The following is a 24,934-nucleotide window of genomic DNA, read 5'->3' on the forward strand; positions in this document are numbered from 1 at the left end:
CCTTGCGTTTGTACATATTATAAAGTACATTGTAAATATCCAAATGAATAGTCTTTTTATTAAAAAACCAGTAAAATAAGACCATTTTCCTGTGAAAGGAGAATCGATGATGAATAAAGAGTTATTGTTAAAAGTGGATCCCGGATTATCATTTAGCGTAAATATACAAATTAAAGAACAACTGAAATGGTTAATTGGAATCGGTCAGATTTTGCCGGGAGATAAGCTTCCATCGGCAAACCAATTGGCCGACTTGTTAGACTTAAATAGAAATACGGTAAATTTAGTCTATACTCAACTACGTGATGAAGGTCTTTTTTCAATACAAAAAGGCCGGGGAACACAAGTTATGAATAATGCCAAAATTGAGGAACTGCAGAATTGGCGCAAACCTATGCACCAATTAGTGACAAAGACGATTGAGGAGGCCGTTGCCCAAGGAATTCCCCTTGAAGATTTTTTTATCGCAAGCTTAGCTTATATTCTGCTACATCATACGGATGTAGCAGAACGGCAGCGGATTGTATTCGTTGAATGTAAAGAGCACGATCATCTCTTTTATCGCAAAGAAATTGAACGCGTTACAAATGCTGAAGTCAAATCTTTCTTTCTGGAAGATCTTAGATCGACAGAAAATGCGATGATCGAGGCACTTGAGCACTCCAACCTTATCATAACCACATTAAATCATTCTGATGAAGTTAAACAAATATTTTCCCGTTATGAGAAGAAAATTCATGTTATAGCAGCAACAATCGAGATGAAATTACTTCTCGAGATTTCTAAGATGAAGCCTGATAGCACAGTTAGTTTTGTATGTCTCGGAAAAGCAGGCGGACAATGGATGGCAAGAAGCATTCGCGACGCCGGCCTTTCTCAAATCCAAACCAACGCCATTGGCATAGATGATCGTGAGAAGCTGCTTGATACCATCGATCATTCAGATAAAGTATACGCATCCGCCGCAGTTTACATGGAGGTAAAATCAATAGCTCCCGATAAAGTGGAATTTTATCCAATGGTTTTGGAAAAAAGCAGCGAAAATCTGTTAAGAGAGTTTTCCAATTCGGATAAATAAGATAAATATACAGTACAACCCACTTTCCAATTCGGATAGTGGGTTTTTATGTCCAGCGACATTAAATACTCGCTTTATTATTATGATCTGAAATTTTTATATTTAAGCATTTCCGTCAAGTCATTCGAGATTAGCCCTTAATTTTACAATCCGATCACTTTCCAGGAAAAATTGATAAATTCCGATCACTTTATTGCCCGGAAAATCCCCAGTGAACAATACGCGCATGTCGATGACGTTGTTATTCACGTCATATTCTAATATTTCCGTGCATGTTCGGTAGTTTATAAAATAGGTTTGGAAATAACCGCCGATCTCTTGGCTGCCGACGAGCATGCTTCCGATGGATTCTTCAATAATGATGCCATTGTCTGCGAAAGTATTCATATAGGACTCCAAGTCGTGCTCGTTGGATGCCTTGATATAGTCAGACACAATTTCTGGCAATGATTTTTCTTCTCTCATAGCAACATTCCTTTTTATTGATTGATGATTCCTAGCTCATTTGTAAAAATTGAAGTTTCAGCGCTCGGACAACCCCGATCCCAGTTTACTCCTCATCACATCCAAATGGGCTAATAACTTCGCTCGCAAATGCTCAGGAGCGACCTCTTCTAGAAGTGTTCCAAAAGTAAGCAGATAACCAATGAACCAGGTTCCTATGGGAAAGGCTCCTTGTATGGTAAATGAACTATCTTCATTAACGGTAATCATGGCAGGACTAAACTCATCGTACACCCGGTAGGCTCCCTCAACCGATAACCGTAGCGTAACATCCACCGCATCGCGCACTGTATTCTCCTCCGCGAGATCGATCGACGCTACTGGTGGTTTAGGCTTGAAATGATGTCCGGTTATAACAATCTCCCTCATTCGGCTGATCTTAAACACACGCGAATCATCACTTGTCAAGCAGTGGCATGCCAGGTACCATGCGTTGCTCTTAAAAATCAATTGAACCGGCTCGACAATGCGCGTGCTTTGCTTTCCTGCGGCGCTATAGTAACGGAATGTAAGGCTAAGATGGTCGGCAATCGCTTGGCGAAGTAATGGAAAAACGTGACGATAGCTCTCTTCGCTTCCCCATGGAGAAAAATCCACTTCGATCCAACTGCTTTTCTCCTTCTTGAACAGCCGCGCCAGTTTGCTTAACACTTCCTCCGTATCCGGGAATTCTGTCGCAACAAGCGTTTGCATCGCCATGAGGATGTCATCTTGTTCCCGGTTGGTCAACAGCGAAGCATTAAAGACGTAACCGTCCAGCAGCGAAATGCCGCCGCCCTTCCCCTTGCTGGAATAAACAGGAATGCCGGCGGCACTCAATATGTCGATATCCCTATGGATCGTTCTTGTCGATACCTCAAAATGTTCCGCCAGCTCGCCTGCGGTGATCTTCTTTTTGTGCAGGAGCATATATACGATTTCAAAATGTCGACTTATTGGCAATGTACTCACCTCGTAGGCAAAGTATAGACTATAAACAGGGAACTAGACCAGTGGAGATATACGGGTTTGTTCTATCAGCCTATGCCTTACCTGCAGGCAACTCAGGAAGATTGTGCAGTAGGTCTGACAATGATTTCGTTAACGCTCGTATCAGCAGGCTCATGTATCGCATATGCTATAGCCCTGGCAATGCTTTCCGGGGAAATAGCAACATGACTCATCTGCTTCACCCAATCCCTGACTTCCGCACTGCTAATCGAATCGGCCAATTCAGTAGCTGTAAGACCCGGAGAGATGATAGTAGAACGGATATTAGAGACGGGAGATTCTTCTTGCCGCAGCCCTTCCATAATAGCTCTTACCGCGAATTTAGTAGCGCTGTAAACCGCGGAAGTCGGATCAACCCGATACCCTGAAGTAGAGGAAATCGTAACAATATGTCCCGACTTCTGTTCTCGCATGACCGGCAAAACCGCATTGATACCATAAAGGGCTCCCTTTATGTTTATATCGATCATCGCCTCCCACTCTTGAACTTTGCGTTCATGCAGATATGAAAGAGGCATAATTCCGGCATTATTCACCAGCACATCGATTCGCCCAAATTGCTGAATCGTATGTTCCGCCAGTTTTTGCATGTCCTCAGCAGAGGCTACGTCCGTCTTGAAATAGGCGCAAGTTCCACCTGCTTGTACAATTTCATGCGCAATCGCTTGCAGGCGCTCCTCTCTTCGTGCAGCCAATACGACTTTTGCCCCTTTATGCGCCAGCAGTATCGCTGTCGCTTTTCCTATGCCGCTGGATGCTCCCGTAATAATAATAACTTGTGATTGTGACTGTTCCATCGTGCTCTCTCCTTAAAGTAGATTTGATTACATGCTTACTATAACAATCTTAATAGGACATCAGTCTGTCATATTAAGAGATTATTTTTCACAATTAGAAAGGTTACCTTTTTGAAGGTACACCTTACCTTTTTTTATGTTTCATCCGTCGAAAAGCAGATACAATGTAAATGCAAGCGCTGCAAGATATATAGGGAGGGTATGTATGTTAAAAAAAGGAACATTATCTCTAGTAAGTCTTCTTCTAGTTACAGGGTTAGCCGCTTGCTCATCTGGCGGTAATCAATCTGCTCAGACCTCAGGCACAGCAAGCCCAGCGGTTACAGCAACGGCGGAAAAAGCAGCTGACAGCGAGAAAAAAGTAGAGTTGCGAATGACCTGGTGGGGTTCGCAAACCCGTCATGATTTAACTATTAAAGCATTGAAAGTCTTTGAGCAAAAGCATCCAAACATTACTATCAAGCCTGAATACTCCGGATTTGACGGCTATTTTGACAAGCTTTCCACACAAGTAGCCGGTGCAAACGCACCCGATGTCATTCAAATGGACTACGCCTTTATAGCCGATTATGCGAAACGCGGCTCGCTTTTGGACTTATCCCCTTACTCAAGTAAAGAATTAAAAACAGACGATTTGGATAAAAGCATGATCTCGGCAGGAACGATTGATAATAAATTGTATGCGATTACGATGGGTGTGAATGCACCCGGCGTTGTCTATAATGCATCCGTCTTTAAAGAATTGGGCATTACAGAGCCTCAGGAAAGCTGGACCTGGAAAGACTTTCAGGATATTTCCACAAAAATTTCCGCTGCTAAGGGAAAGGGATATTTCGGCTCCTTTGATGCTTCAGGAACGACGAACATTTTCGAAATTTTTGCCAGACAGAAAGGTGTAGGCTTGTTTAAGGACAGCCAAATGGGCGTAACGAAAGATATGCTTACAGAATGGTATGCCATGTGGGCCGGCTTGCGGAAAAGCAACAGCATTACTACGCCGGAAATTACGGCTGCGACCACCAACGCTCTGGAAACCAGACCTATTTCTCTGGGTACGGCTGCTATGGACTTTGCCTTCTCGAATCAAGTTGGCACGTTCCAGAAAGTTAACAAAAATCCAAATGACAAAATAAAGATTCAAGTGCTCCCGCATCTGGATGGTGAGAAGAAAATCGGTGAATATTTGAAGCCGAGCATGTTCATCTCAGGATATGCGAAGACAAGTCATCCCAAAGAAGTCGCCATGCTGATTGATTTCCTGACGAATGACCCGGATGCATACAAAATTCTCGGTGCTGACCGCGGTGTTCCAATTAATGCGCAAATCAGGCAGCAGCTGAAATCCTCCTTGACTGAAAATGATCAAATGATCTTTGATTTTATTGATACCGTCTCCAAGCATTCCAGTAACATCGATCCTCCTTATCCGCAGGGCTTTGCGGAAATCGATAAAAACTTCACCGTTTCCGGACAAAAGGTATCCTTTGGACAATCTTCCGCAGACGACACAGCTAATCAATTCCTAACGAATGCGAATCAAGTTCTCAGCAAAACGAATAAATAACTTTCACCCGGTAACCGTAAACCCGTTTTACGGTTACCGCAATTCCAATAAAAAGGCGGATACGATTCCATGAATTCAACAAGCACTTCCATAGCGTCGGTCCCTAAAATTCGCGTCAGAAAAAAACAGTATAATCGACAAAATGGAGTTGCTCTATTGTTTCTTGCTCCTTGGTTCATCGGGCTGCTTTTTATGACGATTGGTCCTATGTTAGCTTCGCTTTATTTTTCTTTTACCGATTACAGCATATTAGCCGCACCTACATGGGTAGGCACGTCCAATTATACGACCCTTTTCACGGAAGATCCTCTTTTCCTGACATCACTGAAAGTCACATTTATCTATGTATTCATATCCGTTCCCCTGAAGCTTCTCTTCGCTTTGGCTGTTGCCATGCTGCTGAATAAAGGAATACGAGGGCTCGGTATTTATAGAACCATTTACTATATTCCCTCACTTCTTGGAGGCAGCGTGGCCATTGCGATGCTATGGCGCAAAATGCTAGGCGGAGATGGCTTGCTTAATCAATTGCTATTGCATCTGGGCATTCACGCACCCGATTGGGTATCCAACCCGAAATACGCCTTGTATTCGATTATTTTACTGTCCGTATGGCAGTTCGGTTCTTCTATGATTATTTTTCTCTCAGGCTTGAAGCAGATTCCGGCCGAGCTTTATGAGGCCTCAGCTGTTGACGGCGCCAAAGCTGTTAAGCAATTTTTTACAATTACGATCCCTATTCTGACTCCGGTTATTTTCTTTAATCTGGTCATGCAGATCATTACTTCCTTTCAATCGTTCACTCAGGCGTATGTCATCAGCAACGGTACCGGCGGACCTATCAAATCAACACTGATGTATTCCTTGTATTTATATAAAAAGGGATTTTCATTTTTTCAAATGGGCTACGCTTCTGCCATGGCCTGGGTATTGCTTATTATCATTGCAATTTTAACGATATTTGTGTTTCAATCCAGCAAAAGCTGGGTGCACTACGAGGATGGAGGAAAATAGGGCATGGATTCTATGACAGGCAGACTACCGCTGCTTAAACACACCTTGATTATCGCCATTGCATTCGTCATGCTCTATCCCGTGCTTTGGATGGTGGGCAGTTCCTTTAAACCCGCAAACCAGATCTTTACCGAAATATGGATATGGCCGAAAGCATGGAATACGAGCAATTACACCACTGGCTGGAATGGCGTTGCAGGAAACTCTTTTTCAACTTTTCTGAATAATTCTCTCATCGTTTCCATCCTCGCTGTAATCGGCAATGTCTTTTCCTGTTCCATGGCCGCCTATGCCTTTGCACGTCTGAACTTCCGTTTCAAAGCCATTTGCTTTGCCTTGATGCTGATGACGATCATGCTGCCGCATCATGTCACCTTGATCCCGCAGTATATCTTGTTTAACAAGCTGGGCTGGGTGAACACATTTTTCCCGTTAGTTACACCCAAGTGGCTGGCAACCGATGCCTTTTTTATTTTCTTAACCATTCAATTTATCCGAGGGCTGCCAAGAGAGCTGGATGAAGCTGCAACCATTGACGGCTGTGGACCGATTCAAATCTATGGACGAATTATTATGCCTTTAGCGCTTCCAGCATTAATCACAACAGCTATTTTCACATTCCTTTGGACTTGGGACGACTTCTTTAGTCAACTTATTTATTTAAGCGATGTCACCAAGTATACAGTTCCTTTGGGTTTGCGAATGTTTCTGGATTCGAGCTCCCAATCGGACTGGGGGCCTATGTTTGCGATGTCTGTGCTATCGCTGTTCCCCTGTTTTATCATCTTTATATTATGCCAAAAATATTTTGTCGAAGGAATTGCCACATCCGGCATTAAGGGCTAGAATCGAGAGTAATTTCCCCAGAAGAAGGGACACTGACGATGCGAATCCTGTGGCTGCAGCTCCAATCTATCTTTAAACGAAGTAAACTGTCCTCCTTAATGATTGCCTGCTTTATCTGTCTAAACCTGTTTGTTCTGATTGCCATCATCGGGCTTGCTTATCAAGCCTTTTCAGGCGTTACTTTTACCGAAATCAGTAAGGCCAGGCTTGCTTTGCTTAATGAAAGCACCCGGAGGGGCTTTGACTTTATCACCAATGTATCAGGAATTGCCTATTCCACAGTGAGCAACAAGCAAATCGTAGAAAAGCTGGAAGGACCGCTTCAAACCAAATTTGAAATGGTTAGTAATCGACGTGAAATTTCCGATATTCTGCATCATTCCCTTGTCGTGAATACGGGGATTAGCTCCATTGAAATTTATTGCGTTAACTACAAATGTTTCACATACCAGCCGGCTGCACCTGAATATAATGGGTATTATTACCTATTATTTAGTATACATTAAAACTTAGATCTGATGGCGACAAAAAATGAACTCCCAAAGAAAAGGAAGTTTTAAGGTCACTAATCTCAAACTACAGAACAAATTGTTTATATTTGGGGGATATTCTTGCCGTTCGTTTGTAATCGAGGGGGTATTCTTGTCGTTAAACTATTGAGTTCAACATACTGCTTACCTCTATAACAACTGACATTCAATAACACCGTAGCTCTGAATCATTTACCTAAAGGATCCATCAGACAGAAATATTTAGACATTGCACATATATGAGGGATTTTCTTGTCGCTTGCACGTTTTGTAGGGATTTTCATGTCGCAAAAAAAACGACAAGAAAATCCCTACAAAAACAAAAAACCTTGATTTAACAAGGTTTCATTATAGGCACTTTCATGTCGTTATACTGTAGTCCAACTGTCTTTTAATTTACTCCATTTAACTTACCGATTTCTAAAACATCATAGCATAGGTTGAGGATCAACAAAAAAGCAGTTCTCACAGAAGCATTCTCTGCGGTAACTGCTTTCTCCTTCGTCCTACTACTTAAACAAAATGATGTCCACATGACGAACAGAACTTCGTGTCAGCAACAACAACTTTGCCACATACGCATTCTTTTTCATTTTTAACTTCTGTAATTTTTTGTTCAATTTCGCTGATCTCTTGGTTGATTTGAGCTATGCCTTGGCAAAAGTCCTTTACATTGGCCTCCACCTGTGTGTAGTCTCCGGTAAGATAAGAAGTATAGACCGATTCCCCAATTAATTTATAGATTTTATCAATTTCTCTTTCTTTCAATGAAATTTGAGTTTTGTATTTCGTAATTTCAACAGTTTGTTGCGCTTTCTTCGCCGCCTCTGATGCCCCTTGCTTAACTTTATCAAAAAATGACATGCCCCTTCCACTCCCCGGCCCTTAATTTATTCGCTTTCTAACGAATCATATGCAAATTTGTCGTAAAGTAATACTATTCAAGGAACCTCAGTAAGTCATTTTCCAAATTGCTCAATTGGTTTGAGCCCCTCTTCTCTTCATCCATCCCAGAATGAGAATGACAATTGGAAGCAGCATACCAAATATAAGGATATAAAAGGGCCACACTTGAAAAGCGAGCATGACAGCTGGATAGTTAGGGAAAATATCCTTCGCGCTGGTAAAAGCAATGAAAGACAACGGGATGGTCAATGACTTAGCGTTCTTTAATTGAAAAATTCCAGCCAGACCATGTGAAACGACATGTAGAAGTAATGACAAACGAAAAAATATAGTAATATACCATAACACAGCAAACAATTGCTCAAATCGTTCATAGATATCCGCGAAAATCACTGTACGCAATACAAAATAACTTGGATAAGTTAAATTGGCAGTCACACCCTCGCTCAGCGTTCCAATGACTAATAAAGTAATAACTAAAAAGGTAATTCCGCTCATCATGGTACTTTTCAGTATGATGCTCTTCCATTTGGTCTGATCTTGTACATGAGGAGCGAAAAACAAAAAAAGCACACCCTCTAAATAAGGGAACGCTAAAAGTAGTAGAGAACCGTGAATAACCGGCTTAAACCCATACTCGAGAATGGGAAGTATATTATCTATTTTAAACACAGGCAGTAAGCCCGAATATCCAATGATAATTAGAATCAAATAGGCAAAAAACAAGAGCTCCGCTACTCTCCCCGCAACTGTGACTCCAGCTCTAACAACACAAATTACTGCAATGATCATTAATAAATAGATCGCCTCATTGGGTGTTTCAGGGATAATGGACGTCGTTAGAAATGCGCCTAAATCATCCAGAACCAGAGTGAAGGTCAGAAATGGGAAGCACATCAAGAAGAAAAAGAGTGAAATTTTCGCAGGAAATCTGCCAATTAGGTAAGTAAGATGTACAATTACGTCATTGCCTTTCATTTGAGACGCTAGCTTGATATAGACAGGACTGAAGGATAGAAATAATCCGATTGCAACTACAACAGAAATCCATGCATCCTGTTTGGATATGCCAGCCAAGGCAGCTGGTAGAATTAGCAAGGCGCTTCCCAATTGATATAGTGTGAACCACATAGTTGCTTGCCGAGTCGAAATGAGCTGCTTGATCAATTGTAAACCTCTTTCCTTATGAGAGAATTCCTGCAACATAATTACTGACTGGACGAAACACATACTCAATGATCGACATTGGGCTAGGAACTTTCAGATGGCAAACATGTAAAACACACAAGATTACGCCTATCAAAAGAAATCCTCCACTTGCAACTATGTCGCGTTTATGCTTTTGTTTCTTTAAACTCCTGCATTCGATAAGAAAAGATATGACGGCAAGTATCATGCAAAAAACAAGCAGCAAGCGTATTCACTCCTTTTCACTCCTTATCTTTCAGAGGATTATTAGCAATGGGACTGATGATTTTACCAAACTTGCGAAGCTTGTAGTTCATCGTAACTTCAACAGGCAGGTTGCTAAATATGTGATCCCAATCCTTTACCTGATGATGCCAAAAATTTGGATACTTCCTATGGAATAACTCACCAAAGCCATAGATATCAACACCGTAAGTTTCTTGGACATGATGAATGCCATTCGTTATGATTTGCTTCAATTGTTTACTCGCATTCGTTTGCATGGCAAGAAAGGTAGCCTCATCCGTCAAATCTAACTCACATTGCACTTCGGCAACGTTAGCTTCTATAAATACATTCAAATTTACAAATGGCTTGCCCGCTTTCATTGTAGGAACTGCTTTCACCATTGCCTGTTTAACCTCAACATTAAATTCACCATTCGAACGAGGACACTTAATATGAGACACAGTGTTAGATACATGATTCGTAATGTAAGAATATGACTTACTATCTGATTCATTCAGCCAACCAATTAAGCGATCATCTCGGAATACTCCTATCCCCTTAAATTTGAAATTGGCATAAACTAGAGGTTGTTTGATGTTTTCCCCAAGCATCCCTTTCTCGATGTCACCTTCCAAAGTCAGTCCGGTCAAAACAGGTTCAATACCTTTTTTAGTTAAATCCTCCATGATCGTTTTCGCATTGACCGCGGCAGTTGGCGCCCAAGCCTTTTCGGAAACACGAAGCGATTTATATAAATCCATAGCAGGTAATACTTCCATCGGTGTAACAAATGACATGATATCTTTGGCACTGCTCCCTCTGGCTACTGCTATATTAAAGTCAGGTCTAACTTCGTGATCGCGAAATAGAAAATCCAACGGTTCTTTTATACCTGATCGTGCGACATCTTCATTAAATAGCAGTAAAAGCAGATGAGAAAAATACAATTTCCGTGAAGATTGTGTTGTTACTTTACGCATTGCCTCAAAAATTGTGGCGGCTTTTTCCGTGTAAACATGAGTTGGGGAGCGCTCTGCCGCGCGATTTCTTGACATTTGAGATGGATCAACGACTTGAACGGTTACCATATATTGATCGTCTTTATAATCAATCCCCATAGCAAGTACAACCGATAGCTCATTTAACTCTCTACGATTCCAACATCCTGACATTAGGAATAGGATCAGTAAAGCTGCCGTGCATCTCAAAAAAGTTAAATAACCAACTTGTTTCACGGTGACATTCTCCGTTCGGTTCATGGTTGCTTCTTATTTCGAAAAGACAAACGAAAAATACCGTCACTTTGCTCCGTTTTATCGAAAGGTGCAAGGGGACTCATGTACGGAACCCCAAAAGAATTCAAATGGCATAAATGGATCAATAATAGAATGATCCCTATGGTTAATCCATACATGCCAAAAGAAGCTGCAAGAATCATAAAACCGAAACGGACGATTCGTATGGGAATCGACATACTGTAGGATGGAATGACAAAACTGGATATCGCCGTTATGGCTACAACAATGACCATAACCGCTGAAACAATCGTAGCTTCTACAGCTGCCTGTCCGATAACAATCGTGCCAACAATGGACACAGCTTGTCCGACAGTACGAGGCATTCTAATCCCTGCTTCACGTAGTATTTCAAAGGTAATCTCCATAAGAATAGCCTCGAAAAATGCTGGAAATGGAACGCCTTCTCGTTGTGCAGCTAAGCTTAATAAAAGCTGTGTTGGCAGCATGTCCTGATGAAATGTCGTAAGGGTAATGTAGACAGAAGGTGCCAGCATACAAATGGATAATGCAAAGTAACGTAACACTCGAATGAGATTACTAAAAATAACGGATTGATACTTATCCTCAACGGATTTGAAAAAATCAACGAACAAAGCCGGTGCCAATAGAACAAATGGCGTTCCATCAATGAAGATGGCAATTTTGCCTTCCAAGATGCCGGAAGCAATAATATCTGGCCGATCTGTATTGTAAAAAACGGGAAATAACGTGAGTTGTTTCTTCTCTAATAAAATTTCTTCCAAATACTCTCCCTCCAGAATATTCTCTGAATTGGCTTTGTTTAGACGGATCTGCAACGAATTGACGAGTTCCTGATTTGCCAAACCTTCGACATACATGAACGCTATATCCGTTTTCGTCAAGCTTCCAACCTTGATAGCTCTTACTCGTACCCTTGTATCCTTCACTCTTCTTCGAACTAAAGTAGTATTCGTTCGCAGCGTTTCCGTAAATGAATCCTGCGGTCCTCTAACAACTGATTGTGTCTTCGATTCCGAAATGCTGCGTTCTTCCCAACCCTGCATAGGCACTACAATACTTTCACCAGCACCGTCCATTACAAGTAGCACGGCACCTGAAAGCATCAGATCCAATGCCTCCATTATAGAGGACGTGCTTAGCACTTCTGAGGCGTTAAGTATATTCGTTTTGATCGATTGGATCGAGATTTCATTCACCAGAAGTGGCGTTCGCTCGAGTAAACATTGGATAATGCTTTCCTGAAGTGCTTGTTTGTCAACCATGCCATCTAAGTAAAAGAGGACTATCTGTAAACTACCCGGTAGTGTCAAGTTACGCACAACAAAGTCAGAGCTAGCGCCCATTACCGTTTGTAAATACTGGCTATTTTCGTTTAATTGGGCTGAAAAATTCATCATCTGCTCGTCCGTGTGCATTCGCGATCCCACCTCATAGTAAGTATTTCCAGAAAACTGAAAATAATTTTCAAAACCTGTGCGTTTTTAATTAGAGGTGTATACAATTGTTTCAAAAAAACCACAAGAATATCCCTACAAAAGCAAAAAACCTTGATTTAACAAGGTTTCGTTGTAGGTAGTTTTATGTCGTTAGACTGTTGTCGGATAAAAGCTTACTTCCAGAACCAGAAAATCAGAAGCAGCATTGTAAAACGAACGATCTCATATGAAGTATCTACGGCTACAACGAGCCAGCTTTTGAATTGCCATACTTTTTTACCGACCGTGAATGGAAGCGTAAAGCCGGCAGTTAGCAGCATGGTAAACCAGAAAGCACTCGACAAACTGTTTCCATCGTAGCCGAAGGCTTTCCCCCCGGCTCTCCAAAGTTCCAAGCAGGCTGCGAATGCAATCGAGGTTATGAATGAGACTAAAATATAAATCACGAAAGATTGAATCTTGCCTGACGAACTTGCCTCTTTGGACAAGTCCATGCCCCCGTACATACGCTTCTGATAAGGCTGCTTCCAAATAACCGCCATCCACAAAAATCCAAGCACTAAAGATAAAATGCCTGTTACTAAGACTGCCCAATAATTGATCCCTTGCAACAACATTCAGATACCCCTCTTTTTTTGATTTTTTTTGGCATGATCTCTTGCCGGATATGAAACCAATAGGTTTCCCAATTGATTATATACAACCATTTGGTTTCATGTCAAACCCTAAAAAAGCCAGCTGCTTTGCTGCACAATCATTTATTCGATCTTTCATTCTCTAATGTACGACTTCACGTAAAAAACCACTTTCCCAGGGCTTATGCCGTTGGCGAAAAGTGGTTTAGCAGGTCAAATTCGTCCCATTCTATACGGTTTACTTGAGATTTCGTTTCGAAGGTGCCGCCAACACTGAACAACTTACAGATATTCGTTATTTGATTTCCAGGTTTATGGCTCTAAGTCCACTCCGAATATAAAAAAAAGTAATCCACTCCGGTTGAAAGTCCCCGAGGTGGATTACTTTTTTACTGATGACCAGCGAATTAATATTTACAAAACCCACGTGTAATAATAACAAGCAAAATGAACAGAACGAGAATACTTCCTACTGAGTTATAAGAGCTGACTTTGGCTACAGGGTGATGCACAACCGGTTTCGGGAAAACATACGATGTTTGTTGGTAGGATGCGTGCAAGTGGATATCATTGTGGACCGGGCTTTGCATTATTGGAGCTTGCTGTACCGGTAACGGCATTGGGGTTGGCATCGGCATTGGCATTGGAGCTGGCATTGGAGTTGGCATCGGCATTGGAGCCATCGGGTACGTTGGAGCTTTTACATATTCCATGAAAGAGCACCTCCTCAAAGTTTTCCTTAAGGAAAACTTTCATCATAAAATTAAATGGTCTTTAACTACTTGTTTTCGTTTAGGTTGGGTGAATAGCTTACAACATCAGTCTATGGGGGAGCACCTACCTTGAACACGGTAAATACCCAGATCCAAATAAAATGGTTATGTGTCATGGGCGAACGAGCATTCATGTTCCCTAACCCTCAAATAGGTAACTTTTTCGATAAATAGCGAATCGTCGTTCCTCTTAGCTCATTTTCAACTAAAAAAAGACTGCTCCTCAGGCGGGAGCAGTCCTTTCATATTTACACATATGGATTGTTTTCACGTTCGAAACCAATCGTTGTTTTGGCGCCATGTCCGGGATACACAATGACATCGTCATCGAGTAAAAACAGCTTATCTTGAATGGAATCCAGCAATACGTTGTTATCCCCACCGAGAAGGTCCGTTCGACCTACTGACAGTTTGAACAGCACATCTCCACTGAACAGGTGCTTCTCGTATAAGAAACTCACACTTCCCGGTGAATGACCGGGGGTATGGAATACCTTAAGCTTAATGCCAAGAAACTCTAGCGTTTGGCCTTCGTCTAGCGCATATTCAGCCGGGTCCGTTTCAATCGGAGCACCTAGATCAGGCCAGCGTGCTGAGCCGTTTTTCTTCGGATTTGTCAGCCAATCGGCTTCTAAATCGTGAATATACACGGGGCAGCGTTTGAGCTTACGGATCTCATCAACACCGCCGATATGGTCAAAATGAGCATGCGTGAGGAGAATCGCTTCAATATCCAAATCGGCAATCTTTTTGATAAGTGATTTAGGATTCATGCCAGGATCTATGATAATGCCTTTTTTCGTTTCTGGATCAGATAACAAATACGCGTTTGTACTTACCGGGCCTAGAACAAAAGATTCTATTTTAATCATATGTATTCACCTTAGAACGACTCGATTAATTCACGAAGTTCCTTCACAATAACAGCATGATATCCGTTACCTTCACCATATTGACGGCCCATTTCGGCTCTGGCTACTTGAATTTTTTCGCTATAATCTGCCGCTTCACGATCTGGATTTTCTTTTTTGAATTGATTCATGACAGCTTGCACGTGCTTCGGACGCGGACCCCATTGTCCCAAAACAAAACCGCCTGTATCTGTAAATATAACAATTGGAATCGCACGACCGCCACCCGTCAGGAACTGGTCAATCACGTCATAATTTTGTTCAATGATAAGTACTTCCGTAGGGATACCGCTGTTCTCCAGCGCCTTGAATACGACAGGTACATTGCGAACAACGTCGCCGCACCAATCCGCAGCAACGATCAGACAGCGCAGATCATCCCGGTTGTTTAGAGAATCAAAATACTCCTTATCGTCTTCATTATCCCATTCAAATCCATTGTAATAAGCTAAAAATTGTTCTTGATTTTTCTCCATACTGTCAATGAACTGTTGCGGCTTTAAGCCCGTACGTAGTTTATTTGCTAGATTCTTACTCATCGCTAGTCATCCTCCATTTTCGTTTTTCGTTTCTTTTATTGTAGCAAATGCAAGCGAAAGCTCCAAATCTTTGTGGCTTATATCTTCGCTTTTCTTTTCAAATATAATTGATAACCCACATACAAGATTGTTAAGACAATCGCTGCGATAATTAATGGCTTAATGTAAGGTCCTGCGATTTCGTCAATCGTTTCCCAGTTATCTTTGAGCTTCATGCCCAAGTAGACATAGAGAATGGAATATGGAATTAAAGCTAGACCTGTGTAGAGTGTAAACCTACCTAGCGGCATTTTGGCCATACCGCCGGGAAGGGATATCGCATGACGGACAATGGGAATGAATCTAGCTGTGAAGATCATGCCTGTCCCATAGCGGTTAAACCACGACTCGGCAACATCAATATGATGCTTGCTGATAAGTAAATATTTGCCGTACTTCTCAAGGAAGGGTCTGCCTCCGTAGCGTCCGATCCAATAGAGCACCACTTGTGCTAAGGTACCGCCGATTACTGCGCAAATAATAGCGCCTACAAAATTAATTTCACCTTTAGACACCAGATAGCCAGCGTAAGCCAAAAGCAGTTCGTTAGGGATAACTTCCAACATTAATCCGAGGAAAATCCCCCAATACCCAAGCTCTTCCAAATAAAGCAGTACATTGTGAATCAACTCACTCATCCATGAAACCTCTCTCCACTTAGAATATCCGTTTCTAGTCTATAAAACATTCTATCACAGACGGGCTCCTATCAACCAGTTTCACGCTCTTTTTGCGCTAAAAAGTAGGATATAATGTGCTCCTTGCAGGCTTGTACAGGTGCACTTAAATCTTTGCCTGAGCGATGAATGAGCCCATGCTCTAGTAGAATTGTTTTCTCCAATTGCAGTCTCAACAATTTGCCTGATTGAAGCTCTTCCTGAACGGATGTTAACGGCATTAAAGAAAGACCCATTCCAAACATCATGGTCTGTTTAATCATTTCCGTGCTGTCGAACTCCATGGCTGTAAAGGTGGCTAACCCTTTGTCTGCTAAGATCTGAGAGGCCATCGATTGGTAAATGCAGCGGCTTCCAAAACCGATTACCTTGGTATCCGCTATCGCTTCCCAACCATCGTTCTCCATCCGACTTACCAATGCAGGAGCCCCTACCCATACCAATTCGTCTTGGATTAGAGGTATAAAAGTAAGATTGTTAGCCTTCGGGTCGCGTGGAACAATGCCAAGGTCAACGCGGTACGCAGACACTTCTTGGATAATATCGCGCTGAAAGCCAGTTTCTAGCTGCAATTGAATCTGAGGATATTGTTCAAAAATAGTAGGCAGAAGCTGCGGGAGATGCGGTACGCAAAAGGATTCAAGCGCTCGGAGCCGCACCACGCCTTTGGGTTCATGCAAGCCAGTTAATTTATCTTGGAGGGATTCACCAAGCTGTAGGTATCGATACGCATAGGGGGCAACTTCTCGGCCCGCGTCAGTTAATTCTACACCTCGGGGCAAACGCTTAAACAGAGCTTGACCCAATGTTTGCTCAAGCTGATGAATATGCATCGTAACTGTAGATTGCACGTATCCGAGCTTGAGAGCTGCCTTGCTGAAGCTTTTCTCCTCCATCACCGTGATGAAGGTTTTCATGCTGCGCCCGTCCATATGTTCAAGCATTGTATGCCACTCCCACATATCGAATTATCAAATACCTAATATCACAATCATTCGTTATTCAAATGATTCAACTCATGATACCATGAGAATTAATAATGGAAAAGAGGTGTACACAAGCAATGAATAGCCCTGCATCATTCCCCAAAGTATTCGCTCTGCTCATCCCCGGAATCGGCGGGTTTCTCGCCATTCTGATTTGCAGCTTACTCGGCGATTTCACCCGAGTCGCGCTGCTTATGGCGCCCTTCGGCGCTTCCTGCGTCATCGCCTTCGCGCTCCCGCAGAGCCCGCTCGCTCAGCCCCGCAGCCTCGTCGGCGGCCACCTGCTGAGCACGCTCGTCGGGCTCTGCGCGCTCTCCGCCTTCGGCGTCCACGCGTGGAGCCTCGCCCTTGCTGTTGGCGCCGCTATCACGCTGATGCAGCTGACGCGCACGCTGCATCCGCCGGCCGGCGCCGACCCGCTGCTCGTGATGCTCACGGGCGCGGGCTGGGGCTTCCTGCTTACGCCGGTGCTGCTCGGCGCCGCGGTGCTCGTGCTGGTTGCCCTCGTTTATCACCGGGCAACCCGAACCCATTACCCCACAGCATGGTGGTAATTAGAACCCTCACTTGAACAGAAGCTTGAACTGTTCATCAGATCATAATCATGCGCTGACAAGCCTCCGCATAAGATGTACAAGACCCTTGTACAGGAGGCGGACCAACCATGTCCCGAGTATGGATTGTTAAACGTAAGCATCTCTATCTGGCAGCCGCTGCTCTGCTGCTGCTCCTTTCCGGCTTGCTGTATATGAACCGTGGGAGCATCGTTCCAACGGCGGCCGACCCGACCGCGGAAAGAACGATTCACATGGTTGTCGGAGAGTTTAAATCAACCACGGCAGACGGTAAAACAATCGAAGCCTATCGATGGGATCCAGGCACTGTCGTTGTCCAAAAGGGCGAGAGAATCAAACTTAGCATCTATGGCGTGAACGGTCAGAGCCACCCTTTTCTCATCGAAGGGCTAAATATTAGCGGTGAAGTCAAGAAAGGGAAAGAAACCATTGTACATTTCACAGCCAATCAGGAAGGGACTTACCGCCTCATCTGCTTGACGCACACGGATATTGCCCATAGCGGTCCGATGATCGGCTATATCGTGGTGGATTAGCCGTTTTTCTGACGAAAACCTTATCTGCTCTCAGGTCTCCTAACTCCCTCATGGGATTTTGATATCTGGAGTAGCAATAAGGTTTTTTTTCGTTTACACTGTTGCAAAGCTCAATGATTTTAATGAAGAAGGTGCTTTCGTTTTGAAAACTCATATTCTAGTTGTCGATGACGATGCTCACATTCGGGAATTGCTCCGTTTCTTATTTTCAAAGGAAGGCTATGCGGTGTTTGAAGCAAGTGACGGAGAACAAGCGTCCAGGTTGATGGAAACCGAGCAAATTCATTTGGCGATTGTCGATGTCATGATGCCGCTGCGCGATGGTCTGGAGCTATGTTCGGAAATTCGCGAGCATTATGATATTCCTGTCCTTCTTTTAACAGCCAAAGGAGAAATCGAAGATAAAGAGAAAGGTTTTCTGTCTGGGACTGATGACTATATGGTTAAACCCTTTGAGCCCAAGGAATTGTTGTTCCGAGCGAGAGCTTTACTGCGCCGTTACCAGCTTGTCTCCTCCGAGGTGATTACCTTGAACCAAACGATCATCAATCGCAAAAGCTATGAAGTGATAGCCAGAGGCCAAACACTTCTGCTCCCCCTTAAAGAATTTCAACTATTAGCCCAATTAGCCAGTCATCCAGGACGCATATTCACGCGGGAACAGCTGATTCAAATGCTCTGGGGAACAGACTATGAAGGCGACAGCCGTACTATTGATGTCCATATCAAGCGTTTACGGGAACGATTTGTTGAGATGACCGAAGATTTCGTCATTACAACTGTACGGGGACTTGGGTATAAGCTTGAGGTGACCGAAAGGTGAAGACACTATATACACGCATCGTTGTAACCTTTATTGTCATTGCGATGGTCAGCAGTATGCTCGCCCTGCTCCTCTCGAATGGCTATTATTCGGCCAAATTAAGAGGCGAAAATGAAGATCAGCTTTGGAAGATCACAACGGAGATCCGTACCTTGTATGAGCAAGTGCCTGATCTGGAGCCGGCAATCTATTTTACTCATATCGCCAATATGGGATTTCAACTTTATGCTGTTAACGATCGGATGGAAGGAACCTTCTACGGGACTCCGTTCAAACATACCCAGATGGATCCGGAGCAGATCAGGCTTGTCTTAGCCGGAGAACCGTATCGAGGCGTTTTGCAAGAGCGTCATTTTCTCATGGTGACCGGATTCTTTGAAAATAGCCTGCAAAATAGCATAGGTGTCCCTATTCAGGTAAAGGGAAAACCTTATGCCCTATTCGTGCGGCCTAATCTGACGCAGCAAATTGGCGGTGTTCGAATCCTCATGGCCTTTCTGTTAGGGCTTACGTTTCTTTTTAGTATCCTCTTCATTATTATTTTCTCGCAATACATTGTTAAGCCTGTCAAAAAGTTAACTGATGCAACGAAACGGATCGTCAAAGGAAATTTTGAAAGTGCCATGGACGTTTCCCGGCAAGATGAGATTGGAGAGTTGGCCAGAGACTTCACCTACATGGCCCAATCCCTCAAACAGCTGGATAACATGCGTCAGGAATTCGTGGGCAACGTTTCCCATGAAATTCAGTCTCCGTTAACATCCATACAAGGCTTCGCTCAGTCGATTCTGGATAAAGAGACCTCTGAGGAAGAGAAAGAACGGTATCTTCATATCATTTTAGAAGAAAGCAAGCGGTTGTCTTCACTGAGTAAGCAGCTGCTAACGCTGGCCTCTTTAGACAAAGAAAGCCATGTCATTAAGCGAAGCGTCTATCGACTTGATGAGCAAATTCGCCAGATTCTGATTGTCACCGAGTGGCAATGGACTGAGAAAGAGCTAGAGATCGAACTTGAACTGCCGGAAACAGAAATCTCTGCGGACGCCCAGCTGCTCCATCAAGTTTGGCTGAATTTCATCACGAACAGCATCAAGTTTTCCCGGCCTGGGGATACGTTGCAGATCGTGATTCAGAAGCTGGAAACGGAGATCCTCATTCTGATCAGCGATACAGGGATTGGGATACCGGAAGCTGAGCTGCCGCATATCTTTGATCGCTTCTATAAAGCAGATAAGGCAAGAAACCGTGCTCGTTCCGGCAGCGGCTTGGGATTATCAATTGCACAGAAAATTATCCGGCTCCACCAGGGAAGCATTGATGTGCAGAGCGAAGTCGATAAAGGCACTACGTTCACAGTGCGCCTGCCACGATTGTAATCGAACATTCATCGTCCGTTCATATTCCTTTCCTACAATTCTAACGAGAATAAGGAAAGGGGATACGAACACAATGAATCGTTTTTTACCACAGTTAGCTCGTTTTGTTAGCAGCTCCAAAGGAGTCAAAATCGTTTTGATCAGTTGGCTAGCTGCTATTATCTTATTAAGCGCAATTGCGCCATCCTCAAAGGAAGTTGCAAAAAGCGGCGGAGAAGGCAGCATCCATGAAAATACGCTATCCGCGGCAGCTCAGCAAATTCTGAAAGAAGACTATCCATCTCAAGATGGCTTAACAGCCCTTCTTGTCTTCCATGGACAGAACGCAATAACAGATGTAGAACGCAGAAATATCGAAAAAATCAGTGAATGGCTTAGCTCCGATCAGAAGCCGCCCTTGATTACGCGCGCCGTACCTTTCCATCAACTACCCAAACCTCAACAGGATTCCTTATTTTCCGAGGATCAAACAACACTCCTGCTGACCGTCTCATTGCAAAAGGACTTGGAATCCGGGCAAGTCTATGAAACTCTTGAGCAAATTCGACATACTGCGGATCAGATTGGCTTGGGAGCTGTCGGGCTTGAAATCACAGGGCCTGCCGGCATCTCTTCCGATACGATCATGCTTTTCAAGAAAGCTGACTTCGTCTTAATGCTAGCAACGGTTGTTTTGATTTTAGTCATTTTGATCATCATTTATCGTTCGCCTCTGCTCGCCCTGCTGCCTTTAGTTATTGCCGGCATGGTGTATCAAGTTGTCGACCGAATCCTCGGATTGGCTGGTAAAATGGGCTGGTTCTTCGTCGAGAAGCAATCCCTTTCCATCATGATGATTCTGCTTTTCGCGGTGCTAACCGATTATTGCTTATTTATCGTTGCTCGTTACCGGTCTGAACTAAGGAAAACAGACTCCAAATACGACGCGATGTCTACTGCTTTCTCCAAAGTAGCTGAACCTATCCTATTCAGCGGCGGGACGGTCTTTATCGCCATGCTCACTTTGTTCGCTGCCATTTTCAAACCTTACCATCACTTTGCGCCTGTGTTTTCAGTTGCCATGATCATCATCCTGCTAGGTGGATTGACCCTAATCCCTGCCGTATTTGCACTTGTTGGACGCAAAGCCTTCTGGCCCCTGATTCCAAAGAGGGAGATGACACTTTCTGAAGTGAAACAGAAGGGATTCTGGGCAAAAATTAGTGTTTTTATAACAAAAAAGCCTGCTTTCACAGCCGTCCTATTATTAATAGTATTAATTATTCCCTCTTTTACTACGTTAAGCATGAACTATTCATTTAACTTAATGAAGTCCTTTCCTAACGATATTTCGTCGCGACAAGGCTTCGAGCTTCTACAGCAGCGCTTCCCACAAGGGCAATTAGCCCCGGTTACGGTCCTCTTGAAATCGGAGAAAGAGATCGTTTTGGATGCCGCTTTTATTGATAAGACTCGTTTATTGGTTAATGCCATGAAAGAAAGAAACGGGATCAGCGGAATCACACCTGAAATCAATCAGAATTTGCTGACTCCGGGTAACCCAACTGCCCTAACGATTCTCTCTAAGCAAAAACATACCATCAAACTCCAGATGACGTTGAAGCAAAACCCATACGATCAGGAAGCACTGGATTTGATTAACCAAATGCGTGCGAATAGTGAACAATTACTCCGAGACAGCGGATTTGATCCTGCTCAGTTTTCCCTTCATTATGCAGGCCAAACGGCTGATCAACTGGATGTCCGATCTATGAATAGGCGTGATACACTCGTCCTATTTTCGCTAATTACCGTATTTATTACTCTCATGCTCATTTGGCAGGCCCGATCTATCCGATTGGCTTTCACAATGATTGCAACCATGCTATTATCCTATGCGGCAACTATGGGGCTAGTATGGAGTGTCTTCCATTACGGATTTGGCTATGATGCTTTTAGCTATCGATTGCCTGTCTACACGTTCGTCTTTCTCATCGCGTTAGGTGTCGATTACAACATTGTGTTGGTCTCTCGGATTAAAGAGGAAGCTCAGAACTATGTGTGGAAGGAAGCAGTCGGTCGCGGCGTCGCATTGACAGGCGGGGTCATTTCTTCTGCTGGTATTGTCCTTGCAGCTACCTTCAGTGTGCTGATGACACAACCGCTTCAAGAATTGATGCTGTTCGGTTTCGCCATGGCTGCCGGGATTCTAATCGATACCTTCCTCGTTCGCGGCATGCTGCTTCCAGCTCTAATGACTTACCTGGCACCAAAAGGAGCAGACACCAGGCTCCAACAAAGTAAGGCAGTAAATCTATAATCCTCTACCCAAATGGGCGGCTTAGGTTCCTGTCCCCAGTGGCTCTCCGCCCTCTCCATGCATACAAATAGCATAGAGGGAGTGTGGATACAGTCATGATCAATAACAAGCCGAGTGAAAAACATAAGCAGCAATTCCCCAGTGCACGTGGGATTCGGAGGGCTTGCAGCAAGGAATTATACCGAACCGTTAAGCGCTTGAAAGTATGGATTTCCCCCGAGCAGATTAGGGCTGCTGAAGAGCTCTATGTGAAAAAGGTGATGCTGAATCTCCCATTCATCATGGAGAACGGCAGCAACCGCAAAGCGCTTTCCGACTGGTTCGACGAAAACGTAGGGCCAGAAATTGCCCCGCTTTGGAATGTAGAGCCTGAAGCATTAAACCATGCGTTTCGTGACGCATTCGGTGGTTAAAGCAAAGAAGGCCATGGGTATGTTAGACAGGAATGTGACCCCATTCGTGGACATTTAAATGAAAGAACCTAGTTTAATAAAAAGATGGCTCCTGTATTCGGTATTCGCCGGGAGTCATCTTTTTTATTGTCCTAGCTCCAAATTCCGATTTTGAGTCGAGTAGCAACCTCGATGGGCTACCGTGATTACCAATGTTGTAGTTTGTACAACAATTCACACGCCTAAAGGCTATTTTGCAAGTAAAAGTTGCAGTTTGTACAACAATTCGAACCCCTTTGTCGCGAAATGGGCTGTATGGGGCTAAATTGTTGTACATTATGCAACATCGAAGGGATAAAGGTGGCATCTAGGCAGAATTGTTGCACTTTCTGCAACATCATTTTACCGTGAAGATGGAATTCACTCATTCAAACCATATTCCCCTCCTACTCCTGCTATTTCACCCATCTGTAATCCACTTTCATATTCGTGAATATAAGCGCAAAAAGACCCGAAAGAGGTCACCTTTTTCAATGTGTCCATCTTTCGGGTCACGCTTCAGACAAATGCCCCGCCATACGTTCTTTTAAGATGTTTAGTGATATTCAGGCAGCCATTTGCCGTGTGCTTCAATTAACTCATCACACATCGCAACGATATCGTCCATCGACAGCTCTGCTGATGTATGTGGATCCAACATAGCTGCGTGATAAATATGCTCGCGTTTACCTGTGATTGCTGCTTCAATCGTCAGCAGCTGCGTATTGATATTCGTACGGTTGAGCGCCGCTAGCTGTGGAGGCAGATCGCCAACGTAGGTAGGCGTAACTCCATTACGGTCTACTAAGCAAGGAACTTCAACGCATGCTTCGCGTGGCAAGTTCGTAATTAAACCAGTATTCATCACATTTCCGCCGATTTTGAACGGAATATCGGTCTCGATTGCTTCGAAAATGTATGAAGCATACTCATGGGAACGATTGTGTGTCAAATTCGCATCATTTACCAGATCCTCGCGCATTTGTTTCCATCTGCTAATTTGCTCGATGCAGCGGCGTGGATATTCGTCGAGTGGAATATTAAAACGGTCTACCAGCTCTGGATAATTACGTTTGATGAAATACGGATGGTACTCAGCGTTATGCTCGGACGACTCGGTAATATAATGACCGAATTTCAGCATCATTTCATAACGAACCATATCCCAATGCTTCTCTTTTTGCTTTTCCGCAGCCCGCTTCTTAATCTCTGGATAAAGGTCAACGCCATCCTTAGTTACTTCCAGCAGCCACGCCATATGGTTGATACCGGCGATTTTGGCTTTAACGCCTTCCTTTTCCAAGCCCAGACTTTTGAAAAGCTCCGGAATACACGCTTGTACGCTGTGACATAAGCCAACTGTGCGAACACCGCCATACGTGTTCATAACATTGGTTAATACCGCCATCGGATTCGTGTAGTTGAGGAACAGGGCATCCGGACATACCTCGCGAATATCCGCTGCGAAATCCAGCATCACAGGGATCGTACGCAGATTTCGGAAAATACCTCCGATACCGACTGTGTCAGCAATCGTTTGACGCAAACCGTACTTTTTAGGGATTTCAAAATCCGTTATTGTACATGGATCATAGCCACCTACTTGGATAGCGTTCACCACATATTTAGCTCCGCTTAGAGCTTCTTTACGGTCCGTATAAGCTTTTATAACAGACGTACTTCCGCTAGTTTTTTTGATGTTATTCAGCATGTTGGCTGAATCCTGCAGACGTTCATGATCAATATCAAAGAGAGCGATTTCAAAGCCTTGCAGCGCAGGTGTGTGCAAACAATCACCAAGTACATTTTTGGCAAAAACCGTACTTCCAGCACCTAGAAAAGTAATCTTGGACATGTGTGAATCTCCTCCATAGTGAGTTCTTTTTTCTTATCCTCACTATAGCGCAGGACGACTCCCAAGGACATGGATTGAATGAACTCCTATATGGACATTTGTAGTTTATTGATGTACC

At 43.5% G+C, this 24,934-nt stretch carries 25 protein-coding genes; 11 read left to right on the plus strand and 14 right to left on the minus strand.

What is annotated here, in order from left to right; translation table 11 throughout:
• Positions 1-106 precede the first annotated feature (106 nt).
• Positions 107-1,078, plus strand: coding sequence for a GntR family transcriptional regulator (locus ASD40_RS35570; protein WP_082562670.1), 972 nt, complete (start codon positions 107-109; stop codon positions 1,076-1,078).
• A 120-nt stretch (positions 1,079-1,198) separates the two neighbouring features.
• Here ASD40_RS35570 and ASD40_RS35575 read toward each other — a convergent pair whose 3' ends face one another.
• The 3 genes from ASD40_RS35575 to ASD40_RS35585 all read right to left on the minus strand — a co-directional run bounded on the left by ASD40_RS35575 (position 1,199) and on the right by ASD40_RS35585 (position 3,369).
• Positions 1,199-1,543: a nuclear transport factor 2 family protein gene (locus tag ASD40_RS35575; RefSeq protein WP_057307854.1), complete on the minus strand. Its 345-nt coding sequence runs from the start codon at positions 1,541-1,543 to the stop codon at positions 1,199-1,201.
• A 57-nt stretch (positions 1,544-1,600) separates the two neighbouring features.
• The gene (locus tag ASD40_RS35580) at positions 1,601-2,524 is read right to left on the minus strand and encodes a helix-turn-helix transcriptional regulator (protein ID WP_057307855.1); all 924 of its coding nucleotides are present in this window, start codon (positions 2,522-2,524) and stop codon (positions 1,601-1,603) included.
• 101 nt (positions 2,525-2,625) lie between these two features.
• Positions 2,626-3,369 carry an SDR family oxidoreductase gene (locus ASD40_RS35585; protein WP_057307856.1) on the minus strand — a complete coding sequence of 248 codons (744 nt, stop codon included), beginning with the start codon at positions 3,367-3,369 and terminating at the stop codon, positions 2,626-2,628.
• Positions 3,370-3,574: 205 nt separating this feature from the next.
• On the opposite strand from ASD40_RS35585, the gene ASD40_RS35590 reads away from it, so the two are divergent.
• From ASD40_RS35590 to ASD40_RS35605, 4 genes are all read left to right on the plus strand, one after another.
• Complete coding sequence (locus ASD40_RS35590; protein WP_057307857.1) at positions 3,575-4,933, plus strand: ABC transporter substrate-binding protein; 1,359 nt, start codon at positions 3,575-3,577, stop codon at positions 4,931-4,933.
• 69 nt (positions 4,934-5,002) lie between these two features.
• Complete coding sequence (locus ASD40_RS35595) at positions 5,003-5,947, plus strand: carbohydrate ABC transporter permease (protein WP_057307858.1); 945 nt, start codon at positions 5,003-5,005, stop codon at positions 5,945-5,947.
• A 3-nt stretch (positions 5,948-5,950) separates the two neighbouring features.
• Positions 5,951-6,793, plus strand: coding sequence for a carbohydrate ABC transporter permease (locus ASD40_RS35600; protein ID WP_057307859.1), 843 nt, complete (start codon positions 5,951-5,953; stop codon positions 6,791-6,793).
• A gap of 38 nt (positions 6,794-6,831) precedes the next feature.
• Positions 6,832-7,299, plus strand: a complete 468-nt coding sequence (locus ASD40_RS35605; RefSeq protein WP_057307860.1) for a hypothetical protein — start codon at positions 6,832-6,834, stop codon at positions 7,297-7,299.
• Between the two features lie 537 nt (positions 7,300-7,836).
• Here the strand turns inward: ASD40_RS35605 and ASD40_RS35610 are convergent.
• The 10 genes from ASD40_RS35610 to ASD40_RS35655 all read right to left on the minus strand — a co-directional run bounded on the left by ASD40_RS35610 (position 7,837) and on the right by ASD40_RS35655 (position 16,879).
• On the minus strand, positions 7,837-8,187 hold the full coding sequence (locus tag ASD40_RS35610) for a hypothetical protein (protein WP_057307861.1): 351 nt from the start codon (positions 8,185-8,187) through the stop codon (positions 7,837-7,839).
• A 111-nt stretch (positions 8,188-8,298) separates the two neighbouring features.
• On the minus strand, positions 8,299-9,396 hold the full coding sequence (locus tag ASD40_RS35615) for a GerAB/ArcD/ProY family transporter (protein WP_057307862.1): 1,098 nt from the start codon (positions 9,394-9,396) through the stop codon (positions 8,299-8,301).
• Positions 9,397-9,659: 263 nt separating this feature from the next.
• Positions 9,660-10,904, minus strand: a complete 1,245-nt coding sequence (locus ASD40_RS35620; protein WP_082562673.1) for a Ger(x)C family spore germination protein — start codon at positions 10,902-10,904, stop codon at positions 9,660-9,662.
• The gene (locus tag ASD40_RS35625) at positions 10,901-12,340 is read right to left on the minus strand and encodes a spore germination protein (protein ID WP_057307863.1); all 1,440 of its coding nucleotides are present in this window, start codon (positions 12,338-12,340) and stop codon (positions 10,901-10,903) included. The genes ASD40_RS35620 and ASD40_RS35625 overlap by 4 nt, the downstream gene beginning before the upstream one ends.
• A gap of 194 nt (positions 12,341-12,534) precedes the next feature.
• Positions 12,535-12,978 (minus strand): DUF1761 domain-containing protein, encoded by a 444-nt coding sequence (locus ASD40_RS35630; protein WP_057307864.1) that lies wholly within the window; start codon positions 12,976-12,978, stop codon positions 12,535-12,537.
• 425 nt (positions 12,979-13,403) lie between these two features.
• The gene (locus tag ASD40_RS37685; protein WP_057307865.1) at positions 13,404-13,709 is read right to left on the minus strand and encodes a hypothetical protein; all 306 of its coding nucleotides are present in this window, start codon (positions 13,707-13,709) and stop codon (positions 13,404-13,406) included.
• A 308-nt stretch (positions 13,710-14,017) separates the two neighbouring features.
• A complete protein-coding gene (locus tag ASD40_RS35640) occupies positions 14,018-14,641 on the minus strand; it encodes an MBL fold metallo-hydrolase (protein ID WP_057307866.1) in 624 nt (207 codons plus the stop codon).
• Positions 14,642-14,652: 11 nt separating this feature from the next.
• A complete protein-coding gene (locus tag ASD40_RS35645; protein ID WP_057307867.1) occupies positions 14,653-15,219 on the minus strand; it encodes a thioredoxin family protein in 567 nt (188 codons plus the stop codon).
• Between the two features lie 77 nt (positions 15,220-15,296).
• Positions 15,297-15,896: a DedA family protein gene (locus ASD40_RS35650; RefSeq protein ID WP_057307868.1), complete on the minus strand. Its 600-nt coding sequence runs from the start codon at positions 15,894-15,896 to the stop codon at positions 15,297-15,299.
• 71 nt (positions 15,897-15,967) lie between these two features.
• Complete coding sequence (locus tag ASD40_RS35655) at positions 15,968-16,879, minus strand: LysR family transcriptional regulator (RefSeq protein ID WP_057307869.1); 912 nt, start codon at positions 16,877-16,879, stop codon at positions 15,968-15,970.
• Positions 16,880-16,998: 119 nt separating this feature from the next.
• Between ASD40_RS35655 and ASD40_RS35660 the strand changes: the two genes are divergently transcribed.
• The 6 genes from ASD40_RS35660 (at position 16,999) to ASD40_RS35685 (ending at position 22,943) form a co-directional block, all read left to right on the plus strand.
• Positions 16,999-17,475, plus strand: a complete 477-nt coding sequence (locus tag ASD40_RS35660) for an HPP family protein (protein WP_156390291.1) — start codon at positions 16,999-17,001, stop codon at positions 17,473-17,475.
• A 110-nt stretch (positions 17,476-17,585) separates the two neighbouring features.
• Positions 17,586-18,032: a cupredoxin domain-containing protein gene (locus ASD40_RS35665; protein ID WP_057307871.1), complete on the plus strand. Its 447-nt coding sequence runs from the start codon at positions 17,586-17,588 to the stop codon at positions 18,030-18,032.
• Positions 18,033-18,174: 142 nt separating this feature from the next.
• Entirely contained in the window at positions 18,175-18,855 is a 681-nt protein-coding gene (locus ASD40_RS35670; protein ID WP_057307872.1) for a response regulator transcription factor, read from the plus strand.
• Positions 18,852-20,231 (plus strand): sensor histidine kinase, encoded by a 1,380-nt coding sequence (locus ASD40_RS35675; protein ID WP_057307873.1) that lies wholly within the window; start codon positions 18,852-18,854, stop codon positions 20,229-20,231. The genes ASD40_RS35670 and ASD40_RS35675 overlap by 4 nt, the downstream gene beginning before the upstream one ends.
• 73 nt (positions 20,232-20,304) lie before the next feature.
• Positions 20,305-22,530, plus strand: coding sequence for an MMPL family transporter (locus ASD40_RS35680; RefSeq protein WP_057307874.1), 2,226 nt, complete (start codon positions 20,305-20,307; stop codon positions 22,528-22,530).
• A 95-nt stretch (positions 22,531-22,625) separates the two neighbouring features.
• Complete coding sequence (locus ASD40_RS35685) at positions 22,626-22,943, plus strand: hypothetical protein (RefSeq protein ID WP_057307875.1); 318 nt, start codon at positions 22,626-22,628, stop codon at positions 22,941-22,943.
• A gap of 574 nt (positions 22,944-23,517) precedes the next feature.
• Here the strand turns inward: ASD40_RS35685 and ASD40_RS35690 are convergent.
• Positions 23,518-24,816 carry an alpha-glucosidase/alpha-galactosidase gene (locus ASD40_RS35690; protein ID WP_057307876.1) on the minus strand — a complete coding sequence of 433 codons (1,299 nt, stop codon included), beginning with the start codon at positions 24,814-24,816 and terminating at the stop codon, positions 23,518-23,520.
• Positions 24,817-24,934 lie beyond the last annotated feature (118 nt).

Origin of the sequence: Paenibacillus sp. Root444D2, from assembly GCF_001426375.1 — a bacterium.
In the GTDB taxonomy this organism is placed as follows: domain Bacteria; phylum Bacillota; class Bacilli; order Paenibacillales; family NBRC-103111; genus Paenibacillus_E.